This is a genomic window from Pseudomonas sp. 910_21, assembly GCF_052850735.1.
Genome location: NZ_VXCY01000003.1, coordinates 478,698 through 490,743, shown reverse-complemented (window position 1 = coordinate 490,743; position 12,046 = coordinate 478,698). Strand labels below are relative to the sequence as shown.

The 12,046-nt window shown below is 60.4% G+C and carries 13 protein-coding genes and 1 pseudogene; 6 read left to right on the top strand and 8 right to left on the bottom strand.

Annotated elements, in window-relative coordinates:
- Positions 1–8: 8 nt before the first annotated feature.
- Positions 9–872 carry a YicC/YloC family endoribonuclease gene (locus FW796_RS12285; RefSeq protein ID WP_346633421.1) on the bottom strand — a complete coding sequence of 288 codons (864 nt, stop codon included), beginning with the start codon at positions 870–872 and terminating at the stop codon, positions 9–11.
- Positions 873–1,144: 272 nt separating this feature from the next.
- Here FW796_RS12285 and rph point away from each other — a divergent pair, with 272 nt between their 5' ends.
- Both rph and FW796_RS12275 read left to right on the top strand, forming a co-directional pair.
- Positions 1,145–1,867, top strand: coding sequence for a ribonuclease PH (gene rph, locus FW796_RS12280; protein WP_011064229.1), 723 nt, complete (start codon positions 1,145–1,147; stop codon positions 1,865–1,867).
- A 30-nt stretch (positions 1,868–1,897) separates the two neighbouring features.
- Positions 1,898–2,266 (top strand): DUF4870 domain-containing protein, encoded by a 369-nt coding sequence (locus tag FW796_RS12275; protein ID WP_346633420.1) that lies wholly within the window; start codon positions 1,898–1,900, stop codon positions 2,264–2,266.
- Between the two features lie 61 nt (positions 2,267–2,327).
- On the opposite strand, the gene FW796_RS12270 is transcribed toward FW796_RS12275, so the two are convergent.
- The gene (locus FW796_RS12270) at positions 2,328–3,107 is read right to left on the bottom strand and encodes an exodeoxyribonuclease III (RefSeq protein ID WP_123726834.1); all 780 of its coding nucleotides are present in this window, start codon (positions 3,105–3,107) and stop codon (positions 2,328–2,330) included.
- Between the two features lie 81 nt (positions 3,108–3,188).
- Between FW796_RS12270 and pyrE the strand changes: the two genes are divergently transcribed.
- The gene (gene pyrE / locus FW796_RS12265) at positions 3,189–3,833 is read left to right on the top strand and encodes an orotate phosphoribosyltransferase (protein WP_346633419.1); all 645 of its coding nucleotides are present in this window, start codon (positions 3,189–3,191) and stop codon (positions 3,831–3,833) included.
- Between the two features lie 182 nt (positions 3,834–4,015).
- On the opposite strand, the gene argB is transcribed toward pyrE, so the two are convergent.
- The 4 genes and pseudogenes from argB to coaBC form a co-directional block, all read right to left on the bottom strand.
- On the bottom strand, positions 4,016–4,921 hold the full coding sequence (argB, locus tag FW796_RS12260; RefSeq protein ID WP_011064225.1) for an acetylglutamate kinase: 906 nt from the start codon (positions 4,919–4,921) through the stop codon (positions 4,016–4,018).
- A gap of 24 nt (positions 4,922–4,945) precedes the next feature.
- Positions 4,946–6,346 (bottom strand): annotated as a pseudogene (locus FW796_RS12255) (phosphomannomutase/phosphoglucomutase); the annotation flags it as partial.
- 262 nt (positions 6,347–6,608) lie between these two features.
- On the bottom strand, positions 6,609–7,064 hold the full coding sequence (gene dut / locus FW796_RS12250) for a dUTP diphosphatase (protein ID WP_102862261.1): 456 nt from the start codon (positions 7,062–7,064) through the stop codon (positions 6,609–6,611).
- 5 nt (positions 7,065–7,069) lie between these two features.
- The gene (coaBC, locus tag FW796_RS12245) at positions 7,070–8,278 is read right to left on the bottom strand and encodes a bifunctional phosphopantothenoylcysteine decarboxylase/phosphopantothenate--cysteine ligase CoaBC (protein WP_346633418.1); all 1,209 of its coding nucleotides are present in this window, start codon (positions 8,276–8,278) and stop codon (positions 7,070–7,072) included.
- Between the two features lie 132 nt (positions 8,279–8,410).
- On the opposite strand from coaBC, the gene radC reads away from it, so the two are divergent.
- Positions 8,411–9,085: a RadC family protein gene (gene radC / locus FW796_RS12240; protein ID WP_102881287.1), complete on the top strand. Its 675-nt coding sequence runs from the start codon at positions 8,411–8,413 to the stop codon at positions 9,083–9,085.
- A gap of 48 nt (positions 9,086–9,133) precedes the next feature.
- On the opposite strand, the gene FW796_RS12235 is transcribed toward radC, so the two are convergent.
- Positions 9,134–10,717 carry an ABC transporter substrate-binding protein gene (locus FW796_RS12235; protein ID WP_346633417.1) on the bottom strand — a complete coding sequence of 528 codons (1,584 nt, stop codon included), beginning with the start codon at positions 10,715–10,717 and terminating at the stop codon, positions 9,134–9,136.
- 475 nt (positions 10,718–11,192) lie between these two features.
- Here FW796_RS12235 and rpmB point away from each other — a divergent pair, with 475 nt between their 5' ends.
- Together rpmB and rpmG are read left to right on the top strand one after the other, a co-directional pair.
- Positions 11,193–11,429 (top strand): 50S ribosomal protein L28, encoded by a 237-nt coding sequence (gene rpmB / locus FW796_RS12230; RefSeq protein WP_011064219.1) that lies wholly within the window; start codon positions 11,193–11,195, stop codon positions 11,427–11,429.
- A gap of 11 nt (positions 11,430–11,440) precedes the next feature.
- On the top strand, positions 11,441–11,596 hold the full coding sequence (gene rpmG, locus FW796_RS12225) for a 50S ribosomal protein L33 (protein ID WP_003177274.1): 156 nt from the start codon (positions 11,441–11,443) through the stop codon (positions 11,594–11,596).
- A gap of 58 nt (positions 11,597–11,654) precedes the next feature.
- Here rpmG and FW796_RS12220 read toward each other — a convergent pair whose 3' ends face one another.
- Positions 11,655–12,017, bottom strand: a complete 363-nt coding sequence (locus FW796_RS12220) for a cupin domain-containing protein (RefSeq protein WP_346633416.1) — start codon at positions 12,015–12,017, stop codon at positions 11,655–11,657.
- Between the last annotated feature and the right edge of the window lie 29 nt (positions 12,018–12,046).

Sequence of the window (12,046 nt, the reverse complement as noted above, 5' to 3'; positions counted from 1 at the left end):
CAGTTGCCTTACTCAATGTTCTGCACTTGTTCGCGCATCTGCTCGATCAACACCTTGAGGTTGACCGCAGCCTGGGTGCTGCGCGGGTCGAAGGCCTTGGAGCCCAGTGTGTTGGCTTCGCGATTGAGCTCCTGCATCAGGAAGTCCAGGCGCCGACCGGCAGCGCCGCCGGACTTGAGTACGCGGCGTACTTCGATGATGTGGGTGCTCAGGCGGTCCAGTTCTTCGGCGACGTCGCTCTTTTGCGCCAGCAAGACCATCTCTTGCTCGAGGCGGGCGGGGTCCAGCTCGGCTTGCATGTCGGCGAAGCGGTCGAGGACTTTCTGGCGCTGGGTCGCGAGCATCTGCGGAACCAGTTCACGCAAGGTCGCCACGTCTTCTTCAATGGAGGACAGGCGTTCGTTGATCAGTCGGGCCAATTCGGCGCCTTCGCGCTCGCGGCCATTCTTCAGGTCTTTCAGGCCCTGGTTGAACAGGGCCAAGGCGTCGCTGTTCAAGGCTTGCGGGTCAGTGGCGTCGGCCACCAGCACGCCGGGCCAGGCCAGGACTTCCAGGGGATTCAGGGCTGCCGGCTGCTTGATCAGGCTGGCGACGGATTCGGCAGCGGCGACCAGTTGTGCCGCACGCTCACGGTCGACCTGCAGTGGCTTGCCGGTGGTTTCTTCAGTGAAGCGCAGGGTACATTCGACCTTGCCCCGGGACAGGCCCTGGCGCAAGGCTTCGCGGACTGCGCTTTCGAGGTCGCGAAAGGCTTCCGGCAAACGCAGGTGCGGCTCCAGGTAGCGGCTGTTGACCGAGCGCAATTCCCAGCTCAGGGTGCCCTGAGTGCCGGCCCGTTCGACTCGGGCGAAGGCGGTCATGCTGTGCACCATGGAGGTACCTCCGATTCAGCGCCGGCGCCAACCCCAAGAGGATTGAGCGGGCCTGATAGTGATGAATTGAAGCCGACAGGCTGCGAAGGCGCAGGATTGTAGCGCAGTGCGGCCGGAGGCCCCAATCCCTGGCGCTGACAATGGGCTGCAGGTCGTCGCTACAGGACCGATCTGACGCGTAAATGTGCCTTTGGCCGTTTTAGGCGTGCCCTGGTGCGGTTGCGGGCTTTATAATGCTCGGCAGTTTTCCGTCCTCGTACAGGTGTTCCCCTATGAAACGTCCAAGTGGTCGCGCTGCCGATCAGCTCCGCTCGATCCGCATCACCCGCAACTACACCAAACACGCCGAGGGATCTGTACTGGTCGAGTTCGGTGATACCAAGGTGATTTGCACTGTCAGTGTCGAGAATGGCGTACCGCGCTTCCTTAAGGGCCAGGGTCAGGGTTGGCTGACCGCCGAATACGGCATGCTGCCGCGCGCCACCGGCGAGCGTAACCAGCGTGAAGCCAGCCGTGGCAAGCAAGGCGGCCGGACTCTGGAAATCCAGCGTCTGATCGGTCGTTCCCTGCGTGCCGCACTGGACATGTCCAAGTTGGGCGACGTGACCCTGTATGTCGATTGCGATGTGATCCAGGCGGATGGTGGCACTCGTACCGCTTCGATCACAGGTGCCATGGTGGCCCTGGTAGACGCTTTGAAAGTGATCAAGAAGCGTGGCGGCCTCAAGGGTGGCGATCCACTCAAGCAGATGATTGCTGCCGTGTCTGTGGGCATGTATCAGGGCGAACCGGTTCTGGACCTGGACTATCTGGAAGATTCGGCAGCCGAGACCGACCTCAACGTAGTGATGACCAGCACTGGAGGCTTCATCGAGGTGCAGGGCACCGCCGAGGGTGCGCCATTCCAGCCTGCTGAACTGAATGCAATGCTGGCCCTGGCTCAGCAAGGTATGAACGAAATCTTCCAACTGCAGCAGGCGGCACTCGCCGATTGATGGGCGCCGGTCTTCAGCAAGGAGAGCACCATGAGTGATGAGCAGCTACCCCAGCCCACCCCGAGCCATGAAGTTCGGCAATGGGCAATGTTTTGTCACTTGTCCGCCTTGCTGGGGATCTGGGTTCCATTCGGCACACTGATTGGGCCGCTGATTCTTTGGCAGATGAAGCGCGAGACCGATCCCTTCATTGATGCACAAGGTAAGGAAGCGCTGAACTTTCAGCTGACGGTCGCTATCGCTTCGGCAGTCTGTTTCCTGCTGATGATCGTGATAATCGGGTTCTTTATGTTCGGCCTGTTGGCGATTGGTGGTCTGGTGCTGACCATCATCGGTGGGGTCAAGGCTGGAGAGGGAGTGCCATATCGCTACCCTTTCACGTTGCGCCTGATCAAATAGAGCAAGCGCGCACAAAAAAGCCGACAGTGATGTCGGCTTTTTTGTGGCTGTGAACGGACGCTTAGATGGTCAGTGTCCAGTCATAGTCCACGATCAGCGGTGCATGCTGCGAAAAACGCGGCTGGCGCGGCAGGCGTGCGCTGCGGACAAAGCGGCGCAGGCCGGGAGTCAGCAACTGATAGTCGAAACGCCAGCCCAGGTTGAGCATCTCGGCCTGTTCATTGTCCGGCCACCAGCTGTACTGGTCGCCTTCGCGACTGACTTCGCGCAGTGCGTCGACATAACCCATGTTGCCGATAATCTCGTCCATCCAGGCGCGTTCAGGTGCCAGGAAGCCCGGAGATTGCTGGCCGTCACGCCAGTTCTTGATATCCAGCTTCTGTTGCGCCACGTACAGCGAGCCACAATAAATGTACTCGCGACGTTTGCGCCGCTGCTTGTCCAGATAACGGGCGAAATCGTCCATTAACTTGAACTTCTGGTTCAAGTCTTCATCGCCGTTCTGCCCTGATGGAAGCAGCAAGGTCGCGATGCTGACCTTGTCGAAATCGGCTTGCAGGTAGCGCCCGTAACGATCGGCTGTCTCGAAGCCGAGGCCGCTGATGACCGCCTTCGGCTGCAACCGCGAATACAAAGCCACACCGCCTTGGGCAGGGACTTCAGCATCGCAGGCATAAAGGAAGTAGCCATCCAGTTGGAAGGCTGGGTCGTCCAGTTCAAAGGCAGAGGCGCGGGTGTCCTGCAGGCAGATGACGTCGGCATTCTGTGCCTGCAGCCAACTGAGCAAACCACGCTCCACTGCAGCCTGAATACCATTGACGTTCACACTGATGATCCGCATAAATGGCCCCAAAAATCACGTGCGTGTATGATACCCGAGCTCTACCTAATTAGCTAAATCCGTGGTATCTGGGGTTTTTTCATGCAGGCGTATCAGCGCGATTTCATTCGTTTTGCCATCGATCGCGGGGTTTTGCGCTTCGGTGAGTTCACCCTGAAGTCCGGGCGCACCAGCCCTTACTTCTTCAATGCCGGCCTGTTCAACAGCGGTTCGGCCCTTGCCCAGCTGGGGCGTTTCTATGCGGCGGCGATCGTCGAGAGCGGCATTCCCTTCGATGTGCTGTTTGGCCCGGCTTATAAAGGCATTCCCTTGGCAGCAGCCACTGCAGTGGCTCTGGCTGAACATCATCAGCGCGATCTGCCTTGGTGCTTCAACCGCAAGGAAGCCAAGGCGCACGGTGAAGGCGGGAGCCTGGTAGGCGCGCCATTGACCGGCGATGTGCTGATCATCGATGACGTGATCACTGCCGGCACTGCGATTCGTGAAGTGATGCAGATCATCGAGTCCCAGGACGGTGCCAAGGCTGCCGGTGTGTTGATCGCCCTGAACCGCGAGGAGCGTGGCAACGGTGAGTTGTCGGCGATCCAGGAAGTCGAGCGTGACTTCGGCATTCCAGTGGTGAGTATCGTTTCCCTGACCCAGGTCCTGCAGTTTCTGGCGGATGATCCGGCGCTCAAGCAGCACTTGCCGGCGGTAGAGGCCTACCGCGCGCAGTACGGAATCTGACACTGTAGGAGCCGGCTTGCCGGTGAAGAGACCTTGAGTCTTGAGTTGCCCGTGTGAGCCCTTCGCTGGCAAGCCAGCTCCTACACAAGCCAGCTCCTACACAAGCCAGCTCCTACAAAGATTGCGTCGATAAAAAAGCCCCCGCCCGGGATGCCGGGCGGGGGCTTTTTTGTGGCTGTCGCTTAAGGGCGCTTGCGGTTGCTGATCAGGGTGCCAACACCGGTATCGGTGAAGATCTCCAGCAAAATCGCATTGGGTACGCGACCGTCGATGATCAGGGAACTGCCGACGCCGCCTTGTACTGCTTCCAGGGCACAGCGGATTTTCGGCAGCATGCCGCCGTAGATAGTGCCATCGGCGATCAGCTCGTCTACCTGCTGGGTGCTCAGGCCGGTCAGGACCTTGCCGGACTTGTCCATCAGACCGGCGATGTTGGTCAGCAGCATCAGCTTTTCGGCTTTCAGTGCTTCAGCCACCTTTCCGGCGACCAGGTCGGCGTTGATGTTGTAGGACTCGCCGTTGGCGCCAACGCCGATCGGCGCGATCACCGGGATGAAGTCACCCTTGACCAGCAGGTTCAGCAGGTCGGTGTTGATCCCGACCACTTCGCCCACATGGCCGATATCGATGATTTCAGGCGTGGTCATTTCCGGTGTCTGGCGGGTCACTGTAAGTTTCTTCGCCCGGATCAGCTCGGCATCTTTACCGGTCAGGCCGATAGCGCTGCCGCCGTGACGGTTGATCAGGTTGACGATGTCCTTGTTGACCTGGCCGCCGAGGACCATCTCCACCACGTCCATGGTCTGTGCGTCAGTCACGCGCATGCCATCGACGAAGTGGCTTTCGATCGACAAGCGCTTGAGCAGGTCACCGATTTGCGGGCCGCCGCCGTGCACCACCACCGGGTTGATCCCGACAGCCTTCATGAGCACGATGTCGCGGGCGAAGCCGGTTTTCAGCTCCTCGCTCTCCATAGCGTTGCCGCCGTACTTGATCACCAGGGTCTTGCCGACATAGCGGCGAATGTAGGGCAGCGCTTCGGATAGGACCTTGGCGGTATTGGCGGCGGCATCGCGTTCGATGGTCATTCAGGGCTCCGGTGCTTCAAACAGTCAAAACGGTAGTTGGAGATCAGGTGCAACACGTTTCAGCTGGACGTGGAACACGTCCTTGATCCGCTGCAGCTCGGCTTCGTCATCAGCCTCGAAGCGCAGCACCAGCACAGGGGTGGTGTTGGAGGCGCGAACCAGGCCCCAGCCCTTGGCATAGTCGACTCGCACCCCGTCAATGGTGGTCAGGTCGGCGCCTGCGCCCCACTGCGCGTCGTGCAGGGCATCAATGATGCTGAATTTGCTCTCTTCGGTCACATGGATATTGATTTCCGGCGTAGAAATATCGTTCGGGAAGGTCGCGAACAACTCTTCTGCAGTGGATTTTTCCTTGCTGAGAATCTCCAGCAACCGTGCGGCGCTATAAATGCCGTCGTCGAAACCGAACCAGCGCTCCTTGAAGAACACGTGGCCGCTCATCTCGCCGGCCAGCAGGGCACCGGTCTGTTTCATTTTCTTTTTGATCAACGAGTGACCGGTTTTCCACATTAGTGGGCGACCGCCATATTCCTTGATCAGTGGAATCAGGCGCCGGGTGCATTTGACGTCGAAGATGATCTCCGCGTCCGGGTTGCGCGCCACCACATCCTTGGCGAACAGCATCAGCAGGCGATCGGGGTAAACGATACTGCCGGTGTTGGTCACCACGCCGACGCGATCGCCGTCACCGTCGAAGGCCAGGCCCAGGTCGGCGCCGGTTTCCTTGACCTTGGCGATCAGGTCTTCAAGGTTCTCGGGTTTGCCCGGGTCCGGGTGATGATTGGGGAAGTTGCCGTCCACCTCGCAGAACAGCGGAATGACTTCGCAGTTCAAGGCCTCGATCAGTTGCGGGGCAATGACCCCGGCGGCGCCGTTGCCGCAATCCACCACGACTTTCAGGCGGCGGGCCAGCTTCACGTCCCGGGTGATCTCGTCGGCGTAGCGCGGCAGGATGTCGACCTTGGTGATGCTGCCCTTGGCGCTGCTCAGGTTGTTGGTCTTGAGGCGCTGGTGCAGGGCCTGGATCTGTTCGTTGGCCAGGGTGTCGCCGGCAATGACGATCTTGAAACCGTTGTAGTTCGACGGGTTGTGGCTGCCGGTGAGCATCACGCCGGACTTGCCGGCCAGGACGTTGGCGGCGTAGTACAGGGCAGGGGTCGGTACCAGGCCGACATCGCTGACGTGGCAGCCGCTGTCGTGCAGGCCCTGGATCAGTTGCGCTACCAGCTCTGGCCCGGACAGGCGACCGTCGCGCCCCACGCAAACATCGGGTTCGCCTTGTTCAAGGCTCTGGGAGCCAATGGCGCGACCGATCCAGTAGGCGGTTTCGGCGGTCAGGGTTTGCGGTACAACGCCGCGGATGTCATAGGCGCGGAAGATGCTCTCGGGAAATGTCGGGGCGACTTTGGCTGCGTTGCTCATCACTGAGGGTGCTCCATTTGAAGAGGGGGCAGTACGGCCGGGGAAATGACAGGCCGGCGGGCTCAAACTGAAGGGTATGACGGCGTTTTCAGCATAGAGTTCGTACTGTGAAAGTGCCATCCGGAGGGCACTTGCCGGTCTGCTGATGCTCAAGAGCCCGATTTGACAGGCCCATGGGGCCATGCAGAAACCGGCGGTCATTTATCCTTGAATCCCCTGCAGCCACCCTCGGGCCGGGCCAGGTGCCCGGTCCGAGGGCGCGCAATCAGTGACTACCGGAGTGGCCGAAACCGCCTGCGCCACGCTGACTTTCATCAAAAGCCTCAACCACTTCGAAGTGCGCCTGCACCACCGGCACCAGCACCAGTTGGGCGATACGCTCGCCAACAGCGATATTGAAGGCGGTCTGGCCGCGGTTCCAGCAGGAAACCATCAGTTCGCCCTGGTAGTCCGAGTCGATCAGGCCTACCAGGTTACCCAGCACGATGCCGTGTTTATGGCCCAGGCCGGAGCGCGGCAGGATCAGCGCCGCGAGGCCCGGATCGCCAATGTAGACCGACAGCCCGGTAGGGATCAGCAGCGTCTGGCCTGGCTCCAGGATGGTGTCTTCCTTGAGCATGGCCCGCAGGTCGAGGCCGGCGGAGCCCGGCGTGGCGTACTGCGGCAGAGGGAATTCGTTGCCGATGCGTGGGTCGAGGATCTTGGCTTGTAAAGCGTGCATTGAAGTTAAACCTGGTTCAGCCGTTCGGCGATAAAAGAGATCAGTTGGCGGGCAATCTTGCCCTTGCTGGTCTGGGCGAAGAGAGTTGCGTGCAACTCCCGGTCAATCACGCTGCAGGCGTTTTCCTCGCTGTTGAAGCCAATGCTCGGGTTGGCTACGTCGTTGGCGACGATCAGGTCGAGGTTCTTGTCCTTCAATTTGCGTGCAGCGTAGTCGAGCAGATTTTCGGTTTCGGCGGCGAAACCGACACTGAATGGCCGGTCCGGCCGCGTAGCGATGGTGGCCAGGATATCTGGGTTGCGCACCATCTGTAGTAGCAGGCCGTCACCTTTCGTAGGGTCTTTCTTTAATTTCTGTGGGGCGACGACTTCCGGGCGGTAGTCCGCGACCGCCGCGGAGGCGATGAAAACGTCGCACGGGATGGCCGCCTCGCAGGCCGCGAGCATGTCGCGAGCGCTGACTACGTCGATCCGAGTGACTCTGTCGGGGGTCGGCAGGTACACCGGTCCGGTGATCAGAGTGACCCGGGCGCCGGCTTCGACGGCAGCCTCGGCCAGGGCGAAGCCCATTTTTCCTGAGCTATGGTTGGTGATGTAGCGCACCGGATCGATGTTTTCCTGCGTGGGCCCGGCCGTGATCAGCAGGTGTTTACCGGTCAGTGCCAGGTGCTGGAAGCAGTCGGCGGCGCACAGCGCCAGATCGTTGGCTTCCAGCATGCGGCCCAGACCGACGTCGCCACAGGCCTGGCTGCCGGAGGCCGGGCCGAAGACCCGCAGGCCACGGCTTTGCAGCAATTGGGTGTTGGCCTGGGTGGCAGGGTCGCGCCACATGGCCTGATTCATGGCCGGGGCGATGGCGACGGTGGCGTCTGTGGCCAGGACCAGAGTGGTCAGCAGGTCATCGGCGATGCCCTGGGCCAGGCGGGCGATCAGGTCGGCCGTGGCGGGGGCGATCAGGACCAGGTCGGCCCATTTGGCCAGCTCGATGTGGCCCATGGCAGCTTCTGCGGCCGGATCCAGCAGGTCGAGATGGACCGGGTGCCCGGAGAGAGCCTGCATGGTCAGCGGGGTGATGAATTCACTGCCGCCCCGAGTCATGACCACACGCACTTCGGCGCCCTGGTCGAGGAGTCGGCGAACCAGCTCCGCGCTCTTATAGGCGGCAATGCCGCCGCCGACGCCGAGCACGATGCGTTTCCGATACAGCCGCTGCATAGGCCTGTTTTTCCGTTCAGTGATTGCTGCGTGGCATGCCCCCTCCCCAGGTGAAATACCACGCAAAAAAGAGGGGGCTAAGATAGCACAGCGCCCGCTGCCGAACAGCGGCGCCATGCACAGGGAGGTGTGATGAGTATTCGTGATTGGCCTGCGGCGGAGCGCCCGCGGGAACGGCTTCTGGAGCAGGGCGCCATCAGTCTTTCCGACGCCGAATTACTGGCTATTTTCCTGCGCACCGGGGTAGCCGGAAAAAGTGCGGTCGACCTGGCGCGGCACCTGTTGCATCGCTTCGGCAGCTTGCGCAGTCTGCTGGAAGCCGATCAGCTGACCTTCACCCGTCAGTTGGGATTGGGGCCGGCCAAGTACGCCCTGTTGCAAGCGGTGTTGGAGATGGCGCGTCGGCATCTGGCAGAAAAACTCCACCGGCAGTCGGCCCTGGAAAGTCCGCTGGTGGTGCGTGATTACCTGAAGTCGATGCTGCGACACGAGCCCCACGAGGTGTTTGGCTGTCTGTTTCTCGACACCAAGCATCGGGTCCTGGCCTTTGAGGTGCTGTTTCAAGGTTCGATCGACAGCACCACGGTGTACCCGCGGCAAGTGCTCAAGCGCACCCTGGCGCATAACGCCGCAGCGGTGATTCTCTGTCACAACCATCCATCGGGTATCTCTGAGCCCAGCCCGGCCGATCGAGTGGTGACCCGGCGTTTGCAGGAAGCACTGGAGTTGATCGATGTAAGGGTGCTGGATCACTTCATCGTGGGAGAGGGCGATCCGTTGTCCATGGCCGAGTATGGCTGGATCTGAAGGCGGCCAGCTTCAAGGTCGGCACTGACCTTGAAGCTGGCCTGTGTGTCATTTGACGCTGACCTTTGAGTAGTCCTGGCGGCCGAAGGGGCTCACTTGATAACCCTCGACCTGTTTGCGGGTCAGGGCGAAAGCGGTCGGGTGAGCCAGGGGGAGCCACAGCGCCTGTTGCTGGATCTGGGTCTGGGCCTGTTGGTAGAGCTTGCTGCGCACCCCCTGTTCGCTGGTGGTCTTGCCGGCGGTAATCAGCTTGTCCAGGTTCTGGTCGCAGTAGCGGGCGAAGTTGGTGCCGGATTTGACCGCTGCACAGGTGAACTGTGGTGTGAGGAAGTTATCCGGGTCGCCGTTGTCGCCGGCCCAGCCCATGAACAGCAGGTCATGTTCGCCGGCCTTGGCCCGGCGGATCAGCTCGCCCCATTCGATCACGCGGATTTCCGCCTGGATTCCCACTTGGGCCAGGTCCGCCTGCAGCAGTTGGGCGCCCAGGCTCGGGTTGGGGTTGAGCAGGCTGCCGGAGGGGCGGGTCCAGATCGTGGTCTCGAAGCCGTTTTTCAAGCCTGCCTTGGCCAGCAACTGACGAGCTTTTTCCGGGTCATGGGCGTAACCCGGCAGCTCCTTGGCGTAGCTCCAGGTATTGGCCGGATAGGGGCCGTTGGCGGCCTCGGCGGTGCCTTCGAACACCGTCTTGAGGTAGTGGGCCTTGTCGAAGGCCAGGTTGATCGCCTGGCGTACTTCGGGTTTGTCCAGAGGCGGATGCTGGCTGTTGATCGCGACAAAGGCCGTCATGAAGGCAGCAGTTTTCTCGATCTTCAGGGTTGGATCGTCACTGGCGGCCTGGACATCCAGGGGCTTGGGCGACAGGGCGATCTGGCACTCATTGCGCCGCAGTTTCTGCAGGCGCACGTTGGCGTCTGGGGTGATGGCGAATATCAGCGAGTCTACCGCCGGTTTGCCGGCAAAGTAGTCGCGGTTGGCCTTGTAGCGGATCGAGGCGTCTTTCTGGAAGCGCCCGAAAATGAACGGGCCGCTGCCGATTGGCTGGCTGTTGAGCTTCTCCGGGGTACCGGCCTTGAGCAACTGGTCGGCGTACTCCGCGGAGTAGATCGAGGCGAAGCCCATGCTCAGCGTGGGAAGGAAGGTCGAGTCGGCGTGATCCAGGGTAAAGCGCACGGTCAGCGGGTCCAGGGCGTCGATCTTCTTGATCAGGCTGGGCAACTGCAGGGATTGGGCGTGTGGGAAACCGCTCTGGGCGACCTTGTGCCACGGTTGGGCTGGGTCGAGCATGCGCTCGAAGCTGAATTTGACGTCTTCGGCGGTCAGCTCACGGCTGGGGTTGAAGTAGTCGGTACGGTGAAACTTGACCTTGGGATGCAGCTTGAAGACATAGCTCAGGCCATCCGCGGAGACTTCCCAGCTATCGGCCAGGCTGGGGACCACCTTGCCGCTGACAGCGTCGAATTCCACCAGGCGGTTCATCAGTACGTCGGCGGACGCGTTGGTGGTGGTCAGCGAGTTGTACTGCACAACGTCGAAGCCTTCCGGGCTGGCTTCGGTGCAGACGCTCAACGCGGCGGCCTGGGCCAACGGGCTCAGAAGAGGGGCGAGCAGGAGCGGGAGGGCGGCGAGACGCATGGTCGGGTTCCTTGTGCAGATCGAAAGCCCATCTGCGAGTGCAGTCTGGAAATGCCTTACCCTAGTGGCCTCTTTGTAAAATGACTATCCCTTTTGTATCCGCCGCTGAAACCTGGGGCGCGGTCAGGGCCCGAGCCGTGATTTTGCACAGATAGGCCCGCGTTCAGCGGCAGATTTGTTCCCGGGGTTTCGAGAGAAATATATTCTGCGACGAGCGGTAGATTTCTGCGGTAGCCTTTGCCGCAGGCGTCCGGCGCAAGAAAATCAGGACTTTTCATCATCCTGCACACAGCGGCTGTTGTTGCTATGGGGTCTTTCTGGTATAAAGCAGCGCTCTTTTCTAGGGGCCCGGTTCCTTCGCTTGTAGGTGTAGCCGGTAAGACCCTAAAGAAACGCGGCGCCTGGCGCCAAATGACTGAGAGATTAAGCGGCCAACCCATGCCGGGTTGGGCATGTGGTTTTAGAGGGCTGAGGCATGTCTAGAGTCTGTCAAGTTACCGGTAAGGGTCCGGTGACTGGGAATAACATTTCCCACGCAAACAACAAAACCCGTCGTCGTTTCCTGCCGAACCTGCAGCATCACCGCTTCTGGGTTGAGTCCGAGAAACGTTTTGTGCGTCTGCGCGTATCTGCCAAAGGCATGCGTATCATCGACAAGCGCGGCATTGATGTCGTGCTGGCCGAAATCCGTCGCGATGGCGGCAAGGTTTAAGGGAGCTAATCATGCGTGAATTGATTCGTTTGATCTCGAGCGCCGGTACTGGTCACTTCTACACTACCGACAAGAACAAGCGTACTACTCCGGACAAAATCGAGATCAAGAAATATGATCCGGTTGTTCGTAAGCACGTGATCTACAAGGAAGGCAAAATCAAGTAATTGATTTTTCTTCTGACAAAAAAACCCGCCTTCAAGCGGGTTTTTTTGTGCCTGGGATTCAGGCTTTCTGTTCGAAGGCCACGTAGACCTTGCGGCAGGGCTCCAGCACTTCCCAGGTGCCCTTGAAGCCGGCCGGGATCACAAAGCGGTCGCCAGAGCGCAGGGTCTTGGCGTTGCCGTCGTTGTCTCGCAGCACCGACACGCCCTGGAGAATCTCGCAGTATTCGTGTTCGGTGAAGTTCACCGTCCATTGGCCCACCGCGCCTTCCCAGATCCCGGCATTGAGCTGCCCGCAGGGGCTGCCGTAGTGGTTGAACACCGCTTGCTCGGGATCGCCCTTGAGGATTTTTTCCGGAGCAGGGCGGTAGCGTTCACCCTCGGTGTTGGCCTGGCTGAAGTCGACGACGTTGTGGATGCTCATTCTTGTATTCCCCCGTGATTGCGGCGCGA